Genomic DNA, 21,549 nt, shown 5'->3' on the forward strand with positions numbered 1-21,549 from the left:
GCGCGGCTTGACACCCCCCAGCGCTCAAGGCATGCTCAATCCGATCTTCGGAACCCCTCCCGCCTGACAGCGTCGTCGAGGTGCGGGACGGCGCGGTGACGATCATCGACGGGGGCTGACAAGAAATGGACACCACACCACCGCCGCGGGACGTGCGGGGCGACACCCTGAATCCCGAAAGCGCGGCGCTCGCTGCCGAATTACGCGGACTGGAAACCGAACTCCTCGACACGTACAGACGCCTGCTCGTGAGCCAGCAGAATCCGCTGGGCACCGATCAGGAAGCGTGGACCACTTGTCGGCAGCAGGCCCAGTACGTCATACAGGAATGCGTTCACTCACTTCGTCATGGGACGCAGCCCTCCGTCAGCCGGCAACTGCTGCAGAAAACGCGGCGGTTAGGCGGCGCCCGTATCTCGCAGGGAATCGCCCCTGTGCATTCCGTGCGGGCCGGAGCTCTCCTTTTCCAGATCGTCATGGACACTCTCAGCGACGCCGTCGTACGCCACCCTGGTTCGGCCCATCAGTTGATGAGGGCCTTGATCACCCTGCAGACCGCGATCACCCGGCGGCTGGAGGAGGGCGCGGGCGGCGTCGACCTGTTCCTGCTCGACGTGGTGCGCGACGCCGAGCGGCAGGGCCGGCTCGGCATGGCCCGCGAGATCCACGACCGCATCGGCTCGGTCGCCTCGCTCGCGCTGCGCCAGCTGGAGCTGTACGAGCTGACGCAGGGCCTGGCGCCGACGGCCGACTCCCGTCTCGGCAGCCTCAAGCAGGCCATCCTGGAGACGCTCTACACGACACGGGACATCGTCACCGAGCTGCGCACGCGGACCAACACCACACGCTCGCTGCAACTGGCCCTGTGCGCCTTCGTCTCCGCGATGGCGCTCGACGAGCCCGCCGTGGAGATCCAGGTCACCGACGAGCAGGACCGGCTCGACCGCGCGCTGGGTGACGACCTCTTCCTGATGCTCCGCGAATGCCTGCGCAACGCCGTCGCGCACGCCGGCGCCACTCGCGTGAGCATCGAGGTGCACGTCGGCGACGCCACGGTGCGGGCCTCGGTCCTGGACGACGGCGTCGGCTTCGTGCCCGGGCTGCGCGCGGGCAACGGGCTGGCCTCGCTGACCGAGCGGACCCGGCTGCTCGGCGGCACGCTCACCATCGACAGCGCGCCGGGCAAGGGCACGGCCATCGCCCTCTCCGTCCCCGTGGAGCAACACGCCGAGCACGACGCCGAGCACGACGCGGAGCACGGCGCCGAGCACGACGCGGAGCACGGCGCCGGATACAGCGACGAGCACGCCGAGGAGTACGCCACCGGGCCCGCCGGGCGCTCCGCCGAGCAGCAGCGGGACTGAGGGGGGAAACGGACCATGGAGAACGTGGACGCGGGACGGGCGCCGGCGCGCGAGCCGATCCGTATCGTCGCCGTCGACGACCACTCACTGCTGCGCGGCGCCCTCTGCGAGTTGATCAACGCCGAGGAGGACCTGCGTGTCGTCGCCGACACGGACACCTCCAAGGGCCTGGGCGATCTGGTGGAGCGGGTCCGGGCCGAGGTCGTCCTGCTCGACGTGGAGATGCCCGGACACCACGCGCCCACCGTGGTCACCGAGTTGACCCGGCGTTTTCCCCGGCTGCACGTGCTCATTCTGACGATGTACAACGACGCCCAGCTGGTGCAGGAGCTGATCGCGCGCGGCGCCCGCGGTTATCTGCACAAGAGCGTTCCGCGGGAATCCCTGCTGAGTGCGATCCGCAATACGGCGACTAATGACCCGCACATGACAATCGCGGTGCCGCTCAGCGGAATGGGAGAATCCGGATTCAGCGAGCCGCAGCAGACGCTCTCCCCGCGGGAAAGGGAAGTGCTGACCCAGGCCGCCGCCGCCCTGAGCAATCGGCAGATCGCCAATCGACTGAAGATCACCGAGGGCACCGTCAAACGACATCTGCGCAACATCTTCGAGAAGCTTGGCGCCGTTTCCCGAATCGACGCGGTGAACAAAGCGGCCGACGCCCAATTGATCCGGCGGCCCCAGCGTTCCAATCCCTACTCCTAAGGGATCCCTACACCTAAGGGAGTAGGGTCGCTGCGTCATGGAGAGCGTGGCCCGGGGCCGCTCTTCGGATTAGATTCACTGGTATGTCCATGGCGACGCCCATAAGACCCAGGAAACATGAAGATCCCACGCGCCCTCCGTCGCGGAGCGGAATATTCCACTATCTCGTTCTCTGCGCGCAGGAAACGCGGTACGCGGTGCAGATCATTTTTCTGCTGCGTTTTCTCGTGGCCGGAACGACCGGCCTCACCTCGATGCTCTCGCTGCCGTCCACGCTCGCCCCCGGCGCGGCCGTCTGGCTCTGCTGCATCGCGTTCACGTACCTCTACAACGGCATCAGCGACATCGGTGAGGACCGGACCAACGGTTCCGCCCGCCCCATCGCCCGCGGCGCCCTGCCCGTGCCCGTCGCCCGCCGCGGCTGCCTGCTCCTCGTGGTCCTCGCTCTGGCCGGCAGCGCGCTGCTCGGCCCCACCATGTGCACGCTGACGCTGTGCATGCTGGCCCTCGGATACGCGTACTCGGCGCCCCTGTTCGCCCTGAAGCGGACGACGCCGGGCACCATGGCCGCCGTCCTCGGCAGCGGCCTCCTCACCTACCTCGCGGGCGCCGTCAACGGTGTCGGACGCCTCTCCCCCGCCCTCGTCGCCTTCGCCCTCGCCCTGACCCTGTGGATGACCCTGGTCGGCGCCGTCGCGAAGGACTTCTCCGACACCGAGGGCGACGCCCGGCACGGCCGCCGCAACTGGACGCTGCAATGGGGCAGTTTCCGCACCGCGCTGCTGGTGAGCGCCGGCTCGCTGACCATCGGCTGCGCGCTCGCCTGCGCCGCCGTGCTGCTGCCCGCTCCCGGCCCCCTCGCCCCGGCGGCGACGGTGCTGTGCGGCGCGCTGGCCCTCTCCACGGCGGCGCTCACGGCCCGGCCCGGCGCCTCCCGCGCCCGGCGCAGGCTGCCGTACCGGATCTTCATGGTCACGCAGTACGCGGCCCATCTCGTCACCTTCGCCCAGCCGATCTCCTGAAGCAGAAAACGGGGGGACCCCTTTCCATGCACTTCACCCAGGCAGGCTTCCGAATACCCGACGCGATCACGGCGCCGGGCCCGTCCGGCCCGCTCACGCCCCCGGGACCGGCCGGCCCGTCCGGTCCCGAGCGGCCGCGGCCCGCGCTGGGCCTGCGCATCCTCGGACCGCTGGAGGCCGTCGGCACCGGAGGTCTGACGCACCGGCCGCGCGGCCCCAAGGTCGGCAAGCTGCTCGCCCTGCTCGCGGTACGCGCCCACGACATCGTCGAAGTGGACGCGCTGGTCGACGAGTTGTGGGACTCCGCGCCGCCGTCGACCGCCGTCAGCACCGTCCGTACGCACATCTACCATCTGCGCCAGGAGCTGGAGCGGGCCCTCGGCCCCGGCGTCGCGCGCGGCGTCATCACCACGGAGGCCACCGGCTACTCGCTGCGCACCGCGCCCGGGATGCTCGACCTGGAGAACTTCACCCGGCTCTACGCGCAGGGGTGCGCGGAGCTGCGGGCCGGGCGCCGCGAGCGGGCCCTGGAGCGCCTCGACGCGGCGCTCGGTCTGTGGCGCGGGCGCACCCTCGCCGACGTGGCGCAGGGCCGGGTGCTCGCCGGGCACGTCGCGCGGATCGAGGAGCTGCGCGTACGCGCCCAGGAAGTGCGCATCGAGGCCGCGATGGGGCTCGGTCTCCACCGCGAGCTGGTGCCCGAACTGCGGCGCCTGGTCGCCTTCGATCCGCTCAACGAATGGCTGCACGCGCGTCTGATCGACGCCCTGCACCGGTGCGGGCGGCGCGGTGACGCGCTGCGCGCCTTCCACGACGTACGGGCCGTGCTCGCCGAGGAGTTGGGCCTGGAGCCCTCCGCCGATCTGTGCCGGCTCCAGCACGACATCCTGGCCGGCGGGCCCGCGGCGTGAACACGGCAGTTGGGACGGTGGTCGAGACGGCGGTCGAGACGGGCGCCGGCGCGGGGGCGCCCGTCATCCGCGTCTGGCGCGTCCCCCTCGCCGCGGCCTCCGCCGCAGGGGACTTCGAGGAGTCGTACGCCGTGCTGGACGCGGCGGAGCGCAGGCGGTTCGCGCGGTTCCGCAGGAACGGGGCCCGGATGCGGTACCTCGCGGTCCACCACGTCTTCCGGCTGCTGCTCGCCGACGCGCTCGGCGTCGCGCCGGCCGAGGTCGCCTTCCGGCGGTACTGCGGGCGCTGCGACGACGACGGGCACGGCAAACCGGTCCCCTACGCGCCCGACGGCCGCACCGTCCCGGCGAGCCTGTCGCACTCGGCGGCGTACGCGATGATCGCCCTCGGCGACGCGGCGCACGTGCCGGTCGGTGTCGACATCGAGCGGGTGCGTCCCGGGATGGACTGGAGCGGGATCCCGTGCGTCGAGGGCGGGCGCACCACGCACGGCTTCGAGCAGTGGACCCGCGCCGAGGCCCTGGTGAAGGCGGCCGGCACCGGTCTGAGCCGCACCCCGCCGCGCTACACCGGCCAGGTCTTCGGCGGGTGGCGCGCGGCCCGGGTGCCCGGGTCCGGGCGCGAGTGGTACGTGCGCAGCGTGCGGTCGCCCGAGGGGTACGCGGCATCGGTGGCGGCGGGGTCGCCCGGCGCGCGGGTGCGGGTATCGGAGTGGCGTGTCTGAGGGCGCGGGCCCGGCGCGACGCTGAGGGGGCGGCCTCCGGGGAGGCCGCCCCCTCATACGTGTGCGCGGCTTTTCTTGCGTGGCTCACGCGTCTTGCGTGCGCGGCTTCTCTTGCGTGGCCTGCGCGTCTCGCGTGCGCGGGGTCTCAGCGCAGGAGGACGCAGCTCGGGCTCGGTACGGGCAGGGGGGCCGCGGCCGGGGCCAGGCGGCCCGTCGACGGGTCGAGGCGGAAGGCAGTGACCGACTGGCCCGCCTGGTTGGCCGTGTAGACGTACCGGTCCGAGGCGTCGAGCGCGACGTCTCGGGGCCAGCGGGTACCCGGTGCCTTCGCGGTGACCGGCTGGGACTGCACGAGCCGCAGGGTGCGGCCCGCGTCGGCGGTGCGGAACGACTCGACCGCGTCCAGGCCCCGGTCGGCCGTCACCAGGAACGCGCCGTCCCGGGTGAGGTGCACGGCGGAGGGCGCGTTGCGCGGGTCGAAACCGGCCGGGGCGACGGAGGCGTGCGAGAGCGCGGTGAGCCGGCCGGTGGCCCGGTCGTACGCCAACGTGGTGACGGTGTGGCCGAGTTCGTTGGTGACGTAGGCGAGCCGGCCCGACGGGTGGAAGGCGAGATGGCGCGGTCCGGTGCCGGGGGCGAGCGCGGTGCGGCCGGACTCGGCGAGGCGGCCGGTCCGGGCGTCGAAGTCGTAGACGTAGAGGTGGTCGTTGCCCTTGTCGGGCACGAGGACGCGGCGGCCCGCGGGGTCGAAGGCGACCATGTGCGGGTGCGGGCCGCGCTGTTCGGCGGGGTGCGGGCCGTGGCCGCGGTGGCGGAGGACCTGGACGGCCTCCGCGCCGAGTGATCCGTCGGGGGCGATCGGCAGGACGGCGAGGTGGCCTGAGTCGTAGTTCACGGTGAGCAGGAAGCGGCCGTCCGGTGCGACGGCCAGGTGCACGGGGGCCACGCCGCGGCTGGAGCGGGGGGTGCCGAGCGGGTGCAGTTCGGTGCCGTCCACGCGGTAGGCGTGCAGGGCGCCGGTGGCGCCGCCGGAGCGCTGGCTGACGGCGTAGAGCCGGGCGCGGTCCGGTGACAGCGCCAGGTACGAGGGGTTCTCGATGCCGCGCCGCCAGCCGGCCAGGTGCAGCGCGCCGTCGGCGCCGACCCGGGCGATGCCGATGCCGGGCAGCCCCGGCAGCCCGTACTCGCCTTCGGTGAAGCCGCCGAGGTAGGCGAGCCGGGCGTGCGGGCGGGGCGCCGGGCCCGCGGTGGCCGTGGTGGCACCCCAGCCCGCGGCGGCGGCGACGCCCGCGCCGGCGAGGGTGAGGAGGCGGCGGCGGGTGACGGGGCGGACGGGGTCGGTGCTGGTCATGGGGTGGCTCCGGGAGGGTTCGAGGTCACGCCGGTCCGGGGCGCCGGGGGAGGGGTCGTACCGGCCACGCCGGAACGGGTCGGCGCGGGCGGGGTCACACCGTCCACGCCGGTCCGGACCGCCCCGGCCGGGGTCACACCGTCGCCCCGAGGACGAGGCCCGGGGCGAGGAGCACGGTGAGGGCGGCCGCCGCGGCGCCGAGCAGGATCTGCCAGGGCGTGCGCAGCCGGCGGACCCGGGCGGACCTGCGGGCCACGGCGAGCGCCGCGACCGACGCGGCCCACGCAGGGAGCGCGAGGCGCAGAGTGATCTCGCCGGTGAACAGCAGACTCGCGTGGGCGCTGACGCACTGGGCGGCGGTACAGGTATCGGGCAGGGCCTCGCTGCTCCAGGTAGCCGCGGCCGTGAGCACCGCCAGGGGGCCTGCGGCGGTCAGGGCGGTCAGCCATACGTACGGGGCGAGTTCCGTGCGGTGCCGGGCCTGGGGGCGGTGCACGGCGAACGCGGCGAGCGCGGGGACCCAGCCGAAGAGGACCCCGAAGAGGCCGGCGTGCGAGGCTTCGGCGAGCGCGGCCCAGGCGTTGTCCGCCGCGTACGGCGCCCGGGCCAGGGCGAGCAGCCCGGTCGCCGCGGCGAGCCCGGCGGCGGTGTGCGCCCAGGTCCGCGCGAAGGAGGGGGTGCCGGCCCAGGCGATGTAGACCCCGGCGAGTGCGACGAGCAGCAGGGGCGGCCCGGCGGTCACGCCCCAGGCCGCCGGGAATCCGGGCACCCCGGAGCCGAGCGGCGCGGACCAGGCTCCCCAGTCCCCGAGGACGGCGGCCAGCACGGCGGTGACCCCGGCCGCGACGACCGGGGCGATCCCGGCCGAGGGGCTCGGCGCGTGGCCGGCCGGGGCGCGGGTCCCGGCGTCCGACGCGGTGCCGGGCGAAGGACCCGGCGCGTCCCCCGGCCCGGTGCTCGGCCGGGTGCTCGGCCCGGTACTCGGCCCGGCGGTCGGCGCGACCTTGGGCGCCGTGTCCAGGTCCCCCGGCCCGGCACCCCGCGCCGGGAGTCGGACGCTGGCTGACGGGAGGGGAGAGAGGGGCACCGCGCCCCGGGTTGCCGCCGACGGGGGGTGGACGGGCTCGGGGCGCGGTGCTGATCGGGGGGTGGTCACCGGCCGGCTCCGGCGGGCTGGGGCGGGGCCGGCTCGGGGGCGGCGGGCGGGGTGGCGGCGGTCTCGCGGAGGCCGTACCGGTTCCACCAGCGGGCCAGTGGCGCGGGCGCCCACCAGGCCCATTTGCCGAGCAGCGCCATGGTGGCCGGGACGAGCAGCCCGCGCACGATCGTCGCGTCGACGAGGACCGCGATGACCAGGCCCACGCCGATCATCTTCATGAAGAGGATGGACGAGGTCATGAAGCCGCCGACGACCACGACCAGGAGCAGCGCGGCGCTCGTGATGATCTTCGCGGTGCGCTGGACGCCCAGGGCGACGGATTCGACGACGTCGCCGCTGACGTCGTACTCCTCGCGGACGCGGGACAGCAGGAACACCTCGTAGTCCATGGCGAGGCCGAAGGCGATCGCGACGACGAGGACGGGGAAGTTGACGTCCACCGCGCCGATGGCCTCGAAGCCGAGGAGGCCGGAGAGGTGGCCGTCCTGGAAGATCCATTTGATCGCGCCGAACGCCGCGAGGAGCGAGAGCAGGTTCAGGATCACGGACTTGAGCGGCAGCAGGAGCGAGCCGAAGGCGAGGAAGAGGACGAGGAAGGAGACCACGGCGACGAAGAGCGCCATCCATGGCAGCCGTTCGCCGATCATGTCGACGATGTCGACGCGGGAGGCCGGCATACCGGTGACGAGGGTCTCGGCGCCCGGCGGTTCGACCGCGCGTACCTCGCCGACGAGGGTGCGGGCGGCGTCCGACATCGGGTCGGGCGTGTAGTGGATGGTGACGCGGGCGTCGCTGCCGGCGACGTTGGTCGGGGTCGCCGAGGCCACTCCGTCGAGCTTGGCCAACTGATTGGCGTACGCGGCCACTTGGGGGCGGTCGGCCGGGCCGTCGTAGTGGACGACCGACGTCATGATGCGGCCCGGGTTCGCCGCGAAGTCGGTGGAGAGCCGCTCGCTGACGACCTTCGCGTCGGCGTCGGATGGCAGCACCCATTCGCCGGGCCGCGCCCAGTTCACGCCGAGCAGCGGGGCGCCGAGGCCGACCAGGACGGCGACGATCGCGAGGGTGGAGACGAGCGGCTTGCGCATGACGGCGTGCGCGGTGCGGTACCAGCGGCCCCGCGTCTCCGGCACCGGCGTGCGGCGGCCGGAACCGGGCAGCGGGATCCGCCACTTGTCGATGCTGTGCCCGGTGTAGCGCAGCAGCGCGGGGAGCAGGGTGAGCGCGCCGACGACCGCGAAGGCGACCACGGCGACGGCCGCGTACCCCATGGAGGACAGGAAGCGGGACGGGAAGAACAGCAGCCCCGCGAAGGAGATGGCGACGGCGATACCGGAGAAGGCGACGGTGCGGCCCGCGGTGGCGGTGGCGCGCTCGACGGCCGTGTCCACGTCGGCGCCCGCGTGCAGCTCCTCGCGGAATCTGTTCACCATGAACAGCGCGTAGTCGATGGCCAGTCCGAGGCCGAGGATGGTGATGACGTTGATGACGGTGCTGGAGATGTCGGTGAAGAGCGTCAGGACGCGCAGCACGACGAACGAGCCGAGCGCCACGAACGAGCCGATGGCCAGGGGCAGCAGCGCCGCGATCGCGCTGCGGAAGATCAGCACGAGGAGGATCAGCAGGATCGGCACCGAGAGCATCTCGGCGCGGGCGATGTCCGAGCCGGTCAGGGAGTTGACCTGCTCGGTCATGGCGGCGACGCCGCCGTAGCGGACGTCGACGCCGTCCGCCTCGAAGTCCTTCTCGATCTTTCCGAGCGCCTCGACCTGGTCCTGGTCCTCGTCGCTGGTGAACTGCACGGTGGCGTAGGTCGCGCGGCCGTCCTCGGAGAGGTACGCGCCGCGGTCCTGGCCGCCGGGGTTCCAGTACGAGTCCAGCCGCTCGATGCCGGCGCGCGGTACGCCGTCGAGGGCGTCGCGCACGGCCGGGCCGAAGTCGTCGATCCCGGCGCCGGTGCCCTTCTTGGCCTCGTACACCACGATGAGGTCGTTGGACTCCCGGCCGAGCGGGCCCTGGAGGACCTTGTCGGCCTGGACCGACTCGCTGGCCGGGTCGTCGAATCCGGCCCCGCCGGTGAAGGACGCGAAGACCCGGGTGCCCCAGATACCGGCGAAGAGGGTGAAGACGACTGCCGCGACGACGACCCATCTACGGCGCCGCGCGGTGAATTTTCCGATTGCGGCAAACACTGGTCTCTCCTGAATTCTTCGGCGAATTGACGGCGATTCGGAGCACGCGTTCGTGAAGCACGCGATCGTGATTCCGGGCATCCTGTCCGTGACTTTCACAGAACGGCCGGGCGCGCGGTATTCCCATTTCAGGGGGCGAGTGGTGTGTCCTTCGAGGCAGCGGCCGCCGCTCTGCGCTGTACGAGCGCCGCGACGACGCCCACCAGGACCGAGAGGCCGACGCCGATGGCGACCGAGAAGACGGGGTCGTCGCTGACGGCCCCGCCGAAGTAGCCGGCGCCGACCGAGTAGCCGGCCCAGACCGTCTCGGCGAGCGCGGCGGCCAGGGCGAACTTGCGGGCCGGGTAGTGGGCCGCGCCCGCCGCGAGCCCGGCCAGGAGGCGGCCGCTGGGCAGGAAGCGGACGCCGACGACGAAGGCGAGGCCGCCGCGGTGCACGCGCTGCGCGGCCCAGTCGAACAGTTCACCCTTGCGCCCCCTGGCCAGGGCCGCGTCCCGCACCCGGCGCCCGGCGGCGCGGCCGAAGCGGTGGATGAGCAGGTCGCCGAGGAGGGCGCTGCCCGCGACCGAGGCCAGGACCAGCAGCAGGGACATCTCGCCGCGGGCGGCGAGCATGCCGCCGGTGACCAGCAGTACGGCGTTGGGCAGCAGGGGCGGGAGCGTGGTCAGGGCGAGGATCGCGTAGGCCCAGCAGGCGGCGCCGGAGAGCGAGCCCGACAGGCCGGAGGTGATGTCCAGCCATGACACGAGTGAGGCGATGTCGACGTCCATGGCCCCTCCTTTCCCTCTGTCGGGCCCGGTCCAGCGGTCCGGGCACTACGTCTTTGGAGGCATGCGTGCGGGTCATTGGTGAGTCGTGTCCGCAGGTCAGGGGCGGGTTAGCGTCGCCGTGGCGGGTGTCGGCCACCGTCTGCGGTCTCACCGTAACCTACTATATCGATAGTTGCACTATCACTAGCGTGCCGCACTGCCTCTTCCGACGTACACAGGTGGGTCCATGACCGAAGTGACGCTGTTCTTCCGCGAGTTCACCCGCACCCGGCGGGTCACCGGGGCCATCGCCCCGAGCAGTCCCCGCCTGGCCAGAGCCCTGACGCGGTACGTCATCCCGAGCCCCGGCGGCCCGCGTGCGGTACTGGAGGTGGGGCCCGGCACCGGGGCCGTGACCCGGCACGTGGTGGGGGCGCTCGGGCCGCTGGACACCGTGGAACTCATCGAGGCGAACAGCCGGTTCGCCGCACTGCTCGCGGACTCCTACGCCGGTGACCGGCGCGTCCGGGTGCGGCCCGGGCTCGTCCAGGACCACGCGCTCGACACCTACGACACCATCGTGTGCGGGCTGCCGTTCGCCAACTTCGACGCCGCGACGGTCGAGGACCTCCTCGGCCGCCTGGTCGGCGCGCTGCGGCCCGGCGGCACCCTGTCGTACTTCTCCTACGCCGGAATGCCGCCCCTGCGAAGGGCGCTGACCTCGGGGTCCGCGCGGTTACGGGTGCTGGAGTCGCAGTCGGTGGTCGGCCGGGTGCTCGCGCGGCACCGGTTCCGCACCGAGACCGTGCTCGGGAACCTGCCGCCCGCCCACGTCCACCACCTGGCGCCGGCGGCGCCCGCTCACGCCGACCTGCTGCCCTGCTGAAGGCCGGCGGAGACGTCCTCCTGGGCGATCCGGCGCAGCGCGGCCATGGCGGCGTCGCCGAGGACCGTGCCGAGGACCACGCCTTCCACCTTCCCGTCCGTGCCCGGGGCGTCCGCCAGCGCGCTCAGCTCCGCCACGGCCAACTCCCCCGCCGCCGCCGCGTACGTGTCGAGCAGGCTCAGCAGATCGCCGCGGTCCAGGTCCCGGTAGGTCACCACGATCTGGACGAGCGCCTGCCAGCCGGGGTTCTCCGGCTTCGCCGCCCAGCCCTGGCGCCTGACGAGCTCGGCGACCTCGGTCCCGGCCCGCTCCCAGTCCTGCGGGGTGCCGCGCTCCGGCGCGGGCCTGGTCACGGCGGACTGGGCGACGCCGAGGGCACCGTGCACCGTGCGGTGCGGCGAATCGACCTCGGCGAGGACCTCGCGGGCCGCGGCGATGGAGAGGCCGCCGACCTCCAGCATGGCGCGGACCAGCTTGAGCCTGCGTACATGCGTCTCGTCGTACGCCACCTGGTTCGGGCTGGTGCGCTCACCGGCGGGCAGCAGACCCTCCCGCGAGTAGTACTTGATCGTCGGCACCGGGACTCCGGTGCGCCGCGCCAGCTCTCCGATACGCATTCCACGAGGATACCCGGACGGCTCTCCCGCGCTTTTATCGGCGTTGAATTCAGCTGCCATCGAAGTTCCACCCGCCACTGCGACGCTGCTCGGGCAAGACCGTTCCCCTGCCAAAGGAAACAGGTATGACCACAGACGTGGCTCCGGAGATTTCTACGGCGCCCGCAGAACTCAGTTACGGGCGCACCGTCGACCGCTCCCTGGTCCACCGGGCCGCGGTCTCTGAGGTCTTCGTCACCGACATCCGTCCACTGGCCGAGAAGCGGGTGCGGGCCGCGGTCCAGCTCCCGCTCATCCACGGCTACTACAGCGACCACGCCCAGCGCCCGGCCGTCTACGATCCCCTGCTGCTCCTGGAGTCGGGCCGGCAGGCCGCCATCGCCGGGTCGCACACGTACATCGGCCTGTCCCGCGGAACCATGATGATCGTCGACCGGTTCAGCCTCCAACTTGACGGCCTCAAAGGGCTGTTGGTGGGCGATGAACCAGGGCGGCTCGTCATCGACACCGAGTACCTGGGGCGGCCCACGCGGCGCGGCCGGTACCGCAAGGGCACCGTCGTCCAGCAGTACACGCTCGACGGCACCGGGATCGGCGCCCACGAGATGGACGTGCTCTTCCTCAACGAGCACGAGAACGAGGTGCTGCGGCACGCCCAGCGCGGCACCCCCGCCCCGCTGACCTCCGAGTTCTGCGACCACGACGCGGCGCTCGACGACAGCCGGCAGGTCGAGCCGGGCGCGGTGGCGCGGGGCAACCCGCTCAACGTCGTCCTCTCCGGACACCTCGCGACGGGCTCCACCGTCAGCGCCGAGGTCACCCCGCGCTTCGACAACCGGGCGCTCTTCGACCACGTCTACGACCATCTGCCCGCGATGACGCTCGTGGAGGCCGCACGCCAACTGGCGCTGCTGTCCACGGGCGAGCCGCTGTCCACGTACGCCACCGGTTTCGAGGCCCACTTCGCGCGCTTCGCGGAGCTGGACGAGCCGGTGACCGCCGAGGCCGCGCGGATCGGGCCCGGCACCGGGCGGCGCGCCCTGCCGGTGCGTTTCCTCCAGGGCGGCGCCGAGATCGCGGCCGTCACCGTCACCCTCACCGCGGGGGGCCTGCTGTGAGCGCGGCGAACGGCGGCCGGCTCGCCGTGTGGACCGACTTCGGGGGTGTGCTCACCCCGCCGATCGCCCACACCATGGGCACGTTCTGCCGCAGCCAGGGGCTCGACCCGGACGTGCTCCACAAGGCGCTCGGCACGGTCACGGCCCGGTACGGCACCCGCGACGTCATGGAGCCGATCGACACCCCTCTGGTCTCCGAGGCGGAGTGGCTCGCCCAGATCAGCGAGGTGCTGGCCACCGAGCACGGGGTCACCGGAGTCCACCTGACGAGCCTCGCCGACGCCTGGTTCGACGGGCGGGAGACCAACCACGCCTGGGTGTCGAGCCTGCGCAAGGCCCGGGAGAGCGGCGCGTTCGTCGGCCTGCTCTCCAACATGGTGCCGACCTGGGACGCGCACTGGCGCCGCATGGTCGACCCGGCGGAACTCTTCGACGACGTACTGCTGTCGTTCGAGGCCGGGCACCGCAAGCCGTCCCCGGGGATGTTCGCGCTGGCCGCCGAGCGGGCCGGCGCCGCACCCGCCGACTGCGTACTCGTCGACGACCTCGCGCACAACTGCGCGGGCGCCGAGGCGGCCGGATGGCAGGCGATCCACTTCACCGACACCACCGCCGCGGCCGACCGGCTCGCGGAACTGCTCGCGGCGCCCTCCGCCCGAACCGACCAGGAGACAAGACCGTGAGCCGTTCCGTGCTCGTCACCGGTGGCAACCGGGGCATCGGCCTCGCCACCGCCCGCGCCCTCGCCGAGCAGGGCGACAAGGTCGCCGTCACCTACCGCTCCGGCGAACCGCCCGAGGGTCTGTTCGGGGTGTGCTGCGACGTCACCGACCCCGCGGCCGTGCGGCGCGCCGTGGAGGAGGCCCGCATCCAGCACGGGCCGATCCAGGTCCTGGTCTCCAACGCCGGGATCACCCGCGACCAGTTGCTCGTCGGCATGGAGGACGCGGACTTCCGCGACGTCATCGAGACGAACCTGCTCTCCGCGGTCTCCGTCACCAAGGAGGTCGTCCCCGACATGCTGAAGGCGCGCTGGGGCCGCATCGTCCTCATGGCGTCGATGAGCGCGCTGGCGGGCGCCCCCGGGCAGACCAACTACGCCGCCTCCAAGGCCGGCCTGATCGGTTTCGGCCGCTCGCTCGCCCGCGAGGTCGGCCGGCGCAACGTCACCGTGAACATCGTCTCGCCCGGCCTCATCGAGACCGACATGGTCAAGGACGTCACCGACGCACGCCGCGAGCACGTGCTGAGCCAGACCTCCCTCTTCCGGGCCGGTCGGCCGGAGGAGGTCGCCGCCGCCGTGAAGTTCCTGGTGAGCGAGGAGGCGTCGTACGTCACGGCCGGGGTGATCCCGGTGACGGGCGGCCTCGGCGTCGGCCACTGAACCCCCTGCATCGCAACTCCCGCGCTACGAAAGGCAGTTCATGTCCAACGACACCGTTCTGGAGATCGCCCACCAGATGGGCCGCATCTTCAACGACCTCGACGAGAAGGTCGCCCGCGAACTGGTCGCCGACGACTTCGTCGACTTCGAGGCCCCGCCCGGCACACCCGGCGGCCCGGCCGGCTACCTGGGCACCGCCCGCTGGATGAACTCCGTGTTCTCCGAGGCGAGCTGGGACCACATCGACTCGTTCGCGGACGGCGACAAGGCCGTCGTACGGGTCCGCTTCACCGGCATCCACACCGGGAACTTCCTGGGCTTCGAGGGCACCGGCAACAAGGTCGACGTGGAGCACATCCACATCTACCGGGTCGGCGACGACGGCCTCGTGCACGAGCACTGGGCGTGCCGGCAGGACCTGTTCCTGCTCGCGCAGATCGGCGCCGTGGAGCTGAAGCTGCCGCCGACGGGCACGCAGGCGTAAGGCCGCCCCACCCCTCCCCCCTCCCAGGCCGCCGGACCCGTTCGCACGGGCCGGCGGCCTGTCGTACGCCGAAAGGACGGACATCAACGATGAAAGCGAAAGGGGCGGCGTGGGCGCTGATCGCGACCTCGGTGCCCATGTTCATGGTGGCGGTCGACAATCTCGTCGTCACCAACGCGCTCACCGCCATCGCCGACGACCTCGACACCCGCCAGACCGGCCTGCAATGGGTCGTCAACGGCTACGTCCTGCCCTTCGCGGGCCTCCTCCTGGCCGGGGCGGCGCTCGGCGACCGGATCGGGCGGCGGCGCGTCTTTTTGTGGGGCATCGCCCTGTTCACGCTGGCGTCCGCGGTGTGCGCGCAGGCCGACTCGGTGGGCGCCCTCGTCGCCGCCCGCGTCGTCCAGGGCGCCGGGGCGGCGGCGGTCCTCCCGGTGTCGCTCACCCTCGCCGTGGCCGCGGTGAGCGCCGAACGCAGGGCGCTGGCCGTCGGCGTGTGGGGCGGTGTCAACGGCCTCGGCATCGCGCTCGGCCCGATGGCCGGCGGCCTGGTCACCCAGGGCCTGGACTGGCACTGGATCTTCTGGATCAACGTGCCGATCGGCGTCCTCGCACTGCCGCTGGCCCGCTGGGCGATCGCCGAGTCCACCAGTGTGCCGCGCCCGCTCGACGTGCCCGGCATCGCCCTGGTGACGGGTGCGGTGGTGGCCGCCGTATGGGGCATCGTGCAGTTCGCGCAGGGCGCGGCGGCGCTGGTCCGCTCGCTCGGCGGGCTCGTGCTGTCGGCCGTGCTGCTCGCGGTCTTCGCGGCCTGGCAGCGCCGCACGGCCACCCCGCTGGCCCCGCTGCATCTGTACCGCGTCCGTCCGTTCATGCTGAGCAACGCCCTCGCCCTGGCGATGTACTTCGGGGTGTTCGGCTCGATCTTCTTCCTGGCGCAGTTCATGCAGGGGCCGATGGGCTACTCACCGCTGGAGGCGGGCCTGCGGACGCTGCCGTGGACGGCGGCGCCGATGCTGGTGGTGCCGGTGGCCAGCGCGCTGGTGGGCCGGGTGGGCGGTGGCCGCCTCCAGGCGCTCGGCTGTCTGTGCCAGGCGGTCGCGCTCGGCTGGCTGGCACAGATCTGCCGGCCCGGTCTCTCCTACGGGGCGATGGTCGGCGCGATGGCGCTCGCCGGGATCGGCATGGGGCTGGTGTTCGCCGCGAACCCGGCGACGGTCATCGGCTCGGTCGCCGAGCACGAGCACAACCTCGCCTCCGGTGTGAACAACACCGTGCGCGAGTTCGGCGGCGCGCTCGGCATCGCCGTGCTCACCGCCGTGTTCCTGCACGGCGGCCTCCGCGGCGCGGTGCTCACGGGGGCCGCCGTGGTCCTGCTCGGTACGGCCGCGGGCCTGGCGATCAGGCCGGCCGGGGCGGAGCGGGAGCGAGCACGGCCCGGGTCCGGGCCAGCACCTTCCGCCCCGCGCAGCGCACCGTCAGATCGACCCGCGCCGTCCCGTCTGCCCTGACCTCGGCGACGACACCGTCGACGGTGAGCTCCACGCCGTCGGCGGTGTCAGGGACCGGCACGGGGCGGCTGAAGCGGGTGCCGTACTCGACGACATGCGTGCCCTCCCCCGCCCACTCGGTGACGGCGGTCGCCGCCAGGCCCATGCCGAGCATGCCGTGCGCGATGACGCCGGGCAGGCCGACCGCCGTCGCGCGCGTGTCGGACCAGTGGATGGGGTTGTGGTCACCGGACGCGGCGGCGTACGCGACCAGCCGTTCGCGGGTGAGCCGGAAGGTTCGGGTGGGCATGGACTGCCCCTGGTCCAGGGCCGGCGCCATCAGCTTTCCTCCTTGCGGGACACGAGGGTCGAGGTGGTCGTGCAGACGAGAGCGCCGCTGCCGGCCTCACGCACATGGCCGCGCAGGGTGACCACGTCGTTGCCGTCGACGGTGTCGGCGCCCGCCACCTCGACGGTGACGGTGAGCCGGTCACCGGCCCTGATCGGCCGGGCCGACTCGAACCGCTGGTCGCGGTGGACGACGCGGCTGAAGTCGAAGCCGAGGTCCGGGTCGTCGGTGACCTGCTTCTCCGCGCGCATCGTGAGGACGATGGCGAACGTGGGCGGGGCGACGCCGCTCGGCCCGGGCCCGGTCTCCAGGGCGGCGGCGAATTCGCGGAGCGTTTCGACGCCCACGTCGTAGGGGCGGGTCGGGGGGTAGGTGCGTCCCAGGTAGGCGGTGTTCAGGGTGGGCATGGGTGGCTCCTTGTCGGGGCACGACGGACGGCGCCCGCGGGAGGGTCCCGCGGGCGCCGGTGTGGGGTCGGGCGGGGTCAGGCGGGGTGGCGTACGACCAGGGCGGCGGCGTTGCCGTCCCGGCCCACCGACGTCACCAGGCCGATGCCGCCCGGGTCCTGGCGGCGCGCGAGGAGCGCGGCCAGTTGCAGGGCGCCGCTCGCGCTGTACGTCTCGCCGAGCACGTCGGCGACCCGGATCACCTCCGCGGGCAGCTCGCCGCCGAGGGCCGCGCGCACCGCCCGCTCCTCCACCCGGGCGAGGCCGCGGTGGTGGCCCGAGCCGAGCGACACGGCCGTGACCTCGGACGCCGCGACCCCGCTGCGGCCGAGGGCCCGCGTCACCGCGTCGGCGAGCCCGTCCGCGTAGGCCCGCGGCTCCGGTGTGAACCGCACCTCGCACGCGAGGAGTTCGGCCAGTACGCGGCCCGGCCCCGCGGGGCGGTCGCGCTGGAGGGTGAAGACGGCGGCGCCCTCCCCGAGCGCCGCGTCCTCGCGCAGTACGCCGGTACGGTGCCACGCCCAGGCCGCCGGGGCGCTCAGCTCCTCGACGCCGCCGACGAGCAGCCGGTCGGCGCGGCCGAGCGTGAGGGCGAGCCGGGCGTGCCGGAAGGCGAGCAGGGACGCGCTCGCGCCACCGGCGACGGTGGCGTTGAGGCCGCGCAGGCCGTTGCGGATGGCGACCTGGCCCGCCGTGCTGTTCATGACCGTGTTCGGGAAGCGGCCCGGGTTGATGAGGTAGGGCTTCTCCGCGGTGAGCGTCTCGTGCAGCAGGGCCGTGTGCGTGGACACCGAGCCGGTGTTGGTGGCGAGAACGACACCGGTGCGGGCGCCGTCGACCACCCCGCCCGCCTCCTGAAGTCCCTCCAGTACCTCCTTGCAGGCGACGAGACCGAACGAGGTCAGCCGGTCCAGGTACTTCGTGCCCTTGCGGCCCAGATGGGCCTTGACGTCGAAGCCGTGCACGGCGCGGACCGGGCGGGGCGGGTAGTCGGCGCTGTCGTCCCCCGTCGCCCCGAACGGCAACTCCCGTGTGCCGTCCAGGACTTCGGCCAGGGCGGCGAGTCCGTGGCCGGCGGCGCCGACGAGTCCGGCCCCGGTGACGTACAGCGGTTCGACGGGGGCCGCCGCCATGGTCGCGGTGGTCACGAGACCCTCCCGAGGATGGTGATGACGTTGTTGCCGCCGAACGCGAACCCGTGGTTCTGCACGATGTCCAGGCGGGCGGGGCGTCCGGTGCCCGGTACGCAGTCGACGCCCTCGCCGAGCTCCGGATCGGGCTCGGTGACGTTGGCGGTGGGCGGCAGGAAGTCCTGCTCCAGCGCCTTGCAGCAGGCGATCGCGCCGAACCCGGAGGCGGCGCCCATGGTGTGCCCGAGCATCGACTTGATGGAGCTGATGGGCGGGATGCGGTCGCCGAACACCTCGCGGGCGGCGGCGACCTCGGTCGCGTCGTTGGTGGGGGTGCCGGTGCCGTGGGCGCAGATGTAGTCGATCCGCTCGGGCCCGACACCGGCCGCCTCGTGCGCCGCCTTGATGCAGGCCGCGATGGAGGTGGCGTCCGGGTGCACCATGTGCGCGGCGTCGCAGTTGGCCGCGTACCCGAGGATCTCGGCGTACATCCGGGCGCCGCGGGCGACGGCGCTGTCGTACGTCTCCAGGACGAGGACGGCGCCGCCCTCCCCGGTGACGATGCCGGTCCGGCCGGCGGCGAAGGGCGTCGGCACGTCGTCCGCCATCGCGCCGAGCGCGTAGAACCCGGCGTGGGTGAGGCGGTTGACGGCGTCGGCGCCGCCCGCGAGCATCACGTCGGCCTCGCCGCTGCGGACCAGGTCGTAGGCGTAGCCCAGCGCGTAGTTGGAGGCGGAACAGGCCGTCGGGATGGTCTGTGTCTCGCCGGTGAGGCGCAGTTCGGCGCTGACCGCGTTGGCGATGCGGGAGGCGGGCGACCGGCCGGCCAGATCGCCGTCGAGGGAGTCGAGGCCGCCGGCCAGCCACTGCTCACCGAGCGCCTGTACGACCGCGGACTCGCCGCTGGTCGTGCCGAGGATGGAGCCCGCCCGCGCGGCCTCCAACTGCTCCTCGTCGAGCGCCGCGTCGGCGACGGCGAGCCGGGCGGCCGCCGCGGCGAGCAGCCCGCTGCGGCCCCAGGCCACCGGGTCGAGCCGCTTGAGGTGGGCGGCCGGGTCGAAGTCGAGGACCTCACCGGCCTTGCGGCGCGGGAAGCCGCTCGCGTCGAAGCTCTGGATGGGCGCGGTGCCGCCGGTGCCCGCCCGGACGGCGGCGGCGAAGACGTCGGCGCCGATGCCGACGGGCGACACCGCGCCGAGCCCGGTGATGACGACGCGGCGCCCGCGCGCGGCGGAGTCAGCCATCCGCGCGCTCCCCGGCGTGCTGCACCACGGCGTCGACGAGCAGGCGCAGATTCACCAGCTCGCCGAGTTCCGTCTTCGGAATGGCGACTCCCAATTCCTTCTCTATTCGGGAGATCACCGTGATGAGCGACAGCGAATCGCTCTCGTAGTCCTCGATGAAATGGCCGTCGTCGGTGAGCTCGCCTTCCTCCAGTTCGAGTTCCTCGACGACGATGCGGGCCACCTGCTCCTGGTAGTCGGCGGCCACGATCCCCACTGCCACGGTCTGCTGAGACATGCGCGTTCCTCTCATCGCTTTTCGGGCCCGGCCCGGTGCGGACTCGACGCAGAGGAACGTAAAGGGGCCAGGAGCTGCCCGGCAAGACCGGTCCGGCGAAAGAGAAAGGGGCCTTCCCCATAAGTGGCAGAAGGCCCGGACAAGCTTTTATCCACTCTCCATTCTGCTTCCAAACACCCCTGTCAGTCTCGTCCTCACGGGAATTCGCGGAACCAGAGACGGAAGAGGTCGGTGGCGATATGAACGGTCCCCGGTTGGCATTGGTGTTCCCCGGTCAGGGGGCGCAGCAGCCCGGAATGGGGCGGCCCTGGGCGGGCCGGCCCGGCTGGTTCCTGGCGGAGCGGGCCAGTGAGGTGTCGGGGCGCGACGTGGTGGACCTGCTGCTGCGCGCCGACGAGCAGTACCTGCGGCGCACGGACAACGCCCAACTGGCCACGTTCGTCCTGGAGATGGTGATCCTCACCGAGCTGCGGCAGGCGCTGCCCGTGGCGGGCCGGCCGACCGCCTGCGCGGGGCACAGCCTCGGCGAGTACGCGGCCCTCGTCGCGGCCGGTGTACTCGGCTTCGAGGACGGCGTACGGCTGGTCGCGGCGCGCGGCGAGGCGATGCGCAAGGCGTGCGCGGCGGCGCCGGGCACCATGGCCGTCGTCCTCGGCCTCTCCGCCGAGGAGGTGGAGAAGGCCGCCGGTTCGGTGCGGGACGAGGACGGCGGCCAGGTGTGGGTCGCCAACCTCAACTCCCCGCAGCAGACCGTCGTCTCGGGCGAGCCCGGCGCGGTGGCCCGCTGCTCCGCGATCGCCGAGGAGCTGGGCGCGGTCCGGGTCGTGTCGATCCCGGTGGGCGGCGCCTTCCACACCCCGCTGATGGCCCCGGCCGCCGGCGGGTTCGCGCGGGCGCTGGCCCGCACCGAGTTCCTGCACGGGTTCGCGCCGGTCGTCGGGAACGTGGACGCGCGTCCGCTGCGCGGCTCCGACCACGACTGGAAGGGCCTGCTCGAACGGCAGTTGACGGCTCCCGTGCGCTGGGCCGAGTCGGTGCGCGTGATGGCCGACGAGCTGCACTGCGACATGTTCGTGGAGATCGGCCCCGGCCGGACGCTCACCGGCCTCGCCCGTAAGATCGCGCCGCGCGTCTCCCGGCTGACGGTGGGTGAACCCGGCCAGCTGCCCGCCGTCCCCACCGCACTGCCATCGACGCCGACCCGCCGTGTCGCCTGACGCGCCACGCCGGCGGAGGGAGGTGGTGCGGCGGGAGCAGGTGGTGCGGGCCGCCGTCGCGGAGTTCGCCGCGGCCGGGTTCCATGGGGCGACCACCGCCGCCATCGCCGCCCGGGTGGGCGTCTCGCAGCCGTACCTGTACCGGCTCTTCCCGGACAAGCGCGCCCTGTTCGAGGCCGCGGCCGACCACTGTTTCGCGGCCCTCGCCGACCATCTGGGCCGCGCGACCGACGGGCTGCGCGGCCGCGCCGCGATCGACGCCACGACCCGGGCCTGCGTCCAGCTGGGCGCGCAACGCCGTGAGGTCCCCTTGCTGCTGCTGCAACTCGCCGCCTGTGCACCGGCGTTGACCCGCGCCGAGGACGCCCGACGGCTCCGCGCCGCCTGGCTGGCTCTGTGGGACGGGCTCGCCGCACGGACCGGACTGAGCCGGGAGACGCTCGGCGCCTGCCTGGCCCGAAGCCTGGCCGCGGACATGTTCCGGCCCACGGGCGGCCGGGCCCCGGCCCACCCGGCCGGCGGGGCTTTCGTCGGCGGACCTGTCACCGGGGGCCGTGTCGGCGCAGGCCCCGCCGCCGACTCCTGCGAGCGGCCCGCGGAACAGCGCCCCGGGCCCCCTTCCGCGCCGGCCCGTACACCGGCCGGGCCCGTCCCCGCTCACCCGGAGCCGGTGCCGACCGCCGGACATGCCTGACCAGTGTCGGCGCCCGGACACGCCTGACCGCCGGC

General features: G+C 73.2%; 23 protein-coding genes. 13 read left to right on the forward strand and 10 right to left on the reverse strand.

Annotated elements, in window-relative coordinates; all coding sequences use genetic code 11:
* Positions 1 to 476 precede the first annotated feature (476 nt).
* From ACZ45E_RS30775 to ACZ45E_RS30795, 5 genes are all read left to right on the forward strand, one after another.
* Positions 477 to 1,364, forward strand: coding sequence for a sensor histidine kinase (locus ACZ45E_RS30775; RefSeq protein ID WP_468226862.1), 888 nt, complete (start codon positions 477 to 479; stop codon positions 1,362 to 1,364).
* 15 nt (positions 1,365 to 1,379) lie between these two features.
* Positions 1,380 to 2,069: a response regulator gene (locus tag ACZ45E_RS30780; protein WP_468226864.1), complete on the forward strand. Its 690-nt coding sequence runs from the start codon at positions 1,380 to 1,382 to the stop codon at positions 2,067 to 2,069.
* A gap of 197 nt (positions 2,070 to 2,266) precedes the next feature.
* On the forward strand, positions 2,267 to 3,091 hold the full coding sequence (locus ACZ45E_RS30785) for a UbiA family prenyltransferase (RefSeq protein ID WP_468226867.1): 825 nt from the start codon (positions 2,267 to 2,269) through the stop codon (positions 3,089 to 3,091).
* A gap of 26 nt (positions 3,092 to 3,117) precedes the next feature.
* Positions 3,118 to 4,002: an AfsR/SARP family transcriptional regulator gene (locus tag ACZ45E_RS30790; RefSeq protein WP_468226869.1), complete on the forward strand. Its 885-nt coding sequence runs from the start codon at positions 3,118 to 3,120 to the stop codon at positions 4,000 to 4,002.
* Positions 3,999 to 4,727, forward strand: a complete 729-nt coding sequence (locus ACZ45E_RS30795; protein WP_468226872.1) for a 4'-phosphopantetheinyl transferase family protein — start codon at positions 3,999 to 4,001, stop codon at positions 4,725 to 4,727. The genes ACZ45E_RS30790 and ACZ45E_RS30795 overlap by 4 nt, the downstream gene beginning before the upstream one ends.
* A gap of 145 nt (positions 4,728 to 4,872) precedes the next feature.
* Here ACZ45E_RS30795 and ACZ45E_RS30800 read toward each other — a convergent pair whose 3' ends face one another.
* The 4 genes from ACZ45E_RS30800 to ACZ45E_RS30815 form a co-directional block, all read right to left on the reverse strand.
* Positions 4,873 to 6,078 carry a lactonase family protein gene (locus ACZ45E_RS30800; protein WP_468226875.1) on the reverse strand — a complete coding sequence of 402 codons (1,206 nt, stop codon included), beginning with the start codon at positions 6,076 to 6,078 and terminating at the stop codon, positions 4,873 to 4,875.
* A gap of 133 nt (positions 6,079 to 6,211) precedes the next feature.
* Positions 6,212 to 7,165 carry a hypothetical protein gene (locus ACZ45E_RS30805; RefSeq protein ID WP_468226877.1) on the reverse strand — a complete coding sequence of 318 codons (954 nt, stop codon included), beginning with the start codon at positions 7,163 to 7,165 and terminating at the stop codon, positions 6,212 to 6,214.
* 65 nt (positions 7,166 to 7,230) lie between these two features.
* Positions 7,231 to 9,429 (reverse strand): MMPL family transporter, encoded by a 2,199-nt coding sequence (locus ACZ45E_RS30810; RefSeq protein WP_468226880.1) that lies wholly within the window; start codon positions 9,427 to 9,429, stop codon positions 7,231 to 7,233.
* Between the two features lie 128 nt (positions 9,430 to 9,557).
* Positions 9,558 to 10,199 carry a DedA family protein gene (locus ACZ45E_RS30815; protein ID WP_468226882.1) on the reverse strand — a complete coding sequence of 214 codons (642 nt, stop codon included), beginning with the start codon at positions 10,197 to 10,199 and terminating at the stop codon, positions 9,558 to 9,560.
* Positions 10,200 to 10,425: 226 nt separating this feature from the next.
* Between ACZ45E_RS30815 and ACZ45E_RS30820 the strand changes: the two genes are divergently transcribed.
* Positions 10,426 to 11,064, forward strand: coding sequence for a class I SAM-dependent methyltransferase (locus ACZ45E_RS30820; protein ID WP_468226885.1), 639 nt, complete (start codon positions 10,426 to 10,428; stop codon positions 11,062 to 11,064).
* Here ACZ45E_RS30820 and ACZ45E_RS30825 read toward each other — a convergent pair.
* Complete coding sequence (locus ACZ45E_RS30825) at positions 11,040 to 11,681, reverse strand: MerR family transcriptional regulator (RefSeq protein ID WP_468226888.1); 642 nt, start codon at positions 11,679 to 11,681, stop codon at positions 11,040 to 11,042. The two genes, ACZ45E_RS30820 and ACZ45E_RS30825, sit on opposite strands and share 25 nt — an antisense overlap.
* Positions 11,682 to 11,806: 125 nt before the next feature.
* On the opposite strand from ACZ45E_RS30825, the gene ACZ45E_RS30830 reads away from it, so the two are divergent.
* The 5 genes from ACZ45E_RS30830 to ACZ45E_RS30850 all read left to right on the forward strand — a co-directional run bounded on the left by ACZ45E_RS30830 (position 11,807) and on the right by ACZ45E_RS30850 (position 16,178).
* Positions 11,807 to 12,799: an AfsA-related hotdog domain-containing protein gene (locus ACZ45E_RS30830; RefSeq protein ID WP_468226890.1), complete on the forward strand. Its 993-nt coding sequence runs from the start codon at positions 11,807 to 11,809 to the stop codon at positions 12,797 to 12,799.
* A complete protein-coding gene (locus ACZ45E_RS30835) occupies positions 12,796 to 13,482 on the forward strand; it encodes an HAD-IA family hydrolase (RefSeq protein WP_468226892.1) in 687 nt (228 codons plus the stop codon). Before ACZ45E_RS30830 ends, ACZ45E_RS30835 begins: the two co-directional genes overlap by 4 nt.
* The gene (fabG, locus tag ACZ45E_RS30840; protein WP_468226895.1) at positions 13,479 to 14,183 is read left to right on the forward strand and encodes a 3-oxoacyl-ACP reductase FabG; all 705 of its coding nucleotides are present in this window, start codon (positions 13,479 to 13,481) and stop codon (positions 14,181 to 14,183) included. The genes ACZ45E_RS30835 and fabG overlap by 4 nt, the downstream gene beginning before the upstream one ends.
* Before the next feature lie 40 nt (positions 14,184 to 14,223).
* Positions 14,224 to 14,667 (forward strand): ester cyclase, encoded by a 444-nt coding sequence (locus ACZ45E_RS30845; protein WP_468226898.1) that lies wholly within the window; start codon positions 14,224 to 14,226, stop codon positions 14,665 to 14,667.
* 89 nt (positions 14,668 to 14,756) lie between these two features.
* Positions 14,757 to 16,178: an MFS transporter gene (locus ACZ45E_RS30850; protein ID WP_468226901.1), complete on the forward strand. Its 1,422-nt coding sequence runs from the start codon at positions 14,757 to 14,759 to the stop codon at positions 16,176 to 16,178.
* Here the strand turns inward: ACZ45E_RS30850 and ACZ45E_RS30855 are convergent.
* From ACZ45E_RS30855 to ACZ45E_RS30875, 5 genes are all read right to left on the reverse strand, one after another.
* A complete protein-coding gene (locus ACZ45E_RS30855) occupies positions 16,069 to 16,497 on the reverse strand; it encodes a MaoC/PaaZ C-terminal domain-containing protein (RefSeq protein ID WP_468226904.1) in 429 nt (142 codons plus the stop codon). The genes ACZ45E_RS30850 and ACZ45E_RS30855 overlap by 110 nt on opposite strands.
* Entirely contained in the window at positions 16,497 to 16,913 is a 417-nt protein-coding gene (locus ACZ45E_RS30860) for an FAS1-like dehydratase domain-containing protein (RefSeq protein ID WP_468226907.1), read from the reverse strand. Before ACZ45E_RS30860 ends, ACZ45E_RS30855 begins: the two co-directional genes overlap by 1 nt.
* Positions 16,914 to 16,990: 77 nt before the next feature.
* A complete protein-coding gene (locus ACZ45E_RS30865) occupies positions 16,991 to 18,100 on the reverse strand; it encodes a beta-ketoacyl synthase N-terminal-like domain-containing protein (RefSeq protein WP_468226909.1) in 1,110 nt (369 codons plus the stop codon).
* Complete coding sequence (locus tag ACZ45E_RS30870) at positions 18,097 to 19,326, reverse strand: beta-ketoacyl-[acyl-carrier-protein] synthase family protein (protein WP_468226911.1); 1,230 nt, start codon at positions 19,324 to 19,326, stop codon at positions 18,097 to 18,099. The genes ACZ45E_RS30865 and ACZ45E_RS30870 overlap by 4 nt, the downstream gene beginning before the upstream one ends.
* The gene (locus ACZ45E_RS30875; protein WP_468226913.1) at positions 19,319 to 19,603 is read right to left on the reverse strand and encodes an acyl carrier protein; all 285 of its coding nucleotides are present in this window, start codon (positions 19,601 to 19,603) and stop codon (positions 19,319 to 19,321) included. The genes ACZ45E_RS30870 and ACZ45E_RS30875 overlap by 8 nt, the downstream gene beginning before the upstream one ends.
* 239 nt (positions 19,604 to 19,842) lie before the next feature.
* Here ACZ45E_RS30875 and ACZ45E_RS30880 point away from each other — a divergent pair, with 239 nt between their 5' ends.
* Positions 19,843 to 20,820, forward strand: coding sequence for an ACP S-malonyltransferase (locus tag ACZ45E_RS30880; protein ID WP_468226915.1), 978 nt, complete (start codon positions 19,843 to 19,845; stop codon positions 20,818 to 20,820).
* Between the two features lie 25 nt (positions 20,821 to 20,845).
* Complete coding sequence (locus ACZ45E_RS30885; protein WP_468226917.1) at positions 20,846 to 21,514, forward strand: TetR/AcrR family transcriptional regulator; 669 nt, start codon at positions 20,846 to 20,848, stop codon at positions 21,512 to 21,514.
* Positions 21,515 to 21,549: the final 35 nt, after the last annotated feature.

This window comes from Streptomyces sp. NPDC030991 (assembly GCF_055571235.1).

What these genes read in the sequence shown, in the direction of transcription:
- ACZ45E_RS30775 (WP_468226862.1), top strand. Translation starts at nt 477, where the DNA reads ATGGACACTCTCAGCGACGCCGTCGTACGCCACCCTGGTTCGGCCCAT.
- ACZ45E_RS30780 (WP_468226864.1), top strand. Translation starts at nt 1,380, where the DNA reads ATGGAGAACGTGGACGCGGGACGGGCGCCGGCGCGCGAGCCGATCCGT.
- ACZ45E_RS30790 (WP_468226869.1), top strand. Translation starts at nt 3,118, where the DNA reads ATGCACTTCACCCAGGCAGGCTTCCGAATACCCGACGCGATCACGGCG.
- ACZ45E_RS30800 (WP_468226875.1), bottom strand. Translation starts at nt 6,078, where the DNA reads ATGACCAGCACCGACCCCGTCCGCCCCGTCACCCGCCGCCGCCTCCTC.
- ACZ45E_RS30815 (WP_468226882.1), bottom strand. Translation starts at nt 10,199, where the DNA reads ATGGACGTCGACATCGCCTCACTCGTGTCATGGCTGGACATCACCTCC.
- ACZ45E_RS30820 (WP_468226885.1), top strand. Translation starts at nt 10,426, where the DNA reads ATGACCGAAGTGACGCTGTTCTTCCGCGAGTTCACCCGCACCCGGCGG.
- ACZ45E_RS30825 (WP_468226888.1), bottom strand. Translation starts at nt 11,681, where the DNA reads ATGCGTATCGGAGAGCTGGCGCGGCGCACCGGAGTCCCGGTGCCGACG.
- ACZ45E_RS30830 (WP_468226890.1), top strand. Translation starts at nt 11,807, where the DNA reads ATGACCACAGACGTGGCTCCGGAGATTTCTACGGCGCCCGCAGAACTC.
- ACZ45E_RS30845 (WP_468226898.1), top strand. Translation starts at nt 14,224, where the DNA reads ATGTCCAACGACACCGTTCTGGAGATCGCCCACCAGATGGGCCGCATC.
- ACZ45E_RS30850 (WP_468226901.1), top strand. Translation starts at nt 14,757, where the DNA reads ATGAAAGCGAAAGGGGCGGCGTGGGCGCTGATCGCGACCTCGGTGCCC.
- ACZ45E_RS30855 (WP_468226904.1), bottom strand. Translation starts at nt 16,497, where the DNA reads ATGGCGCCGGCCCTGGACCAGGGGCAGTCCATGCCCACCCGAACCTTC.
- ACZ45E_RS30860 (WP_468226907.1), bottom strand. Translation starts at nt 16,913, where the DNA reads ATGCCCACCCTGAACACCGCCTACCTGGGACGCACCTACCCCCCGACC.
- ACZ45E_RS30870 (WP_468226911.1), bottom strand. Translation starts at nt 19,326, where the DNA reads ATGGCTGACTCCGCCGCGCGCGGGCGCCGCGTCGTCATCACCGGGCTC.
- ACZ45E_RS30875 (WP_468226913.1), bottom strand. Translation starts at nt 19,603, where the DNA reads ATGTCTCAGCAGACCGTGGCAGTGGGGATCGTGGCCGCCGACTACCAG.
- ACZ45E_RS30880 (WP_468226915.1), top strand. Translation starts at nt 19,843, where the DNA reads ATGAACGGTCCCCGGTTGGCATTGGTGTTCCCCGGTCAGGGGGCGCAG.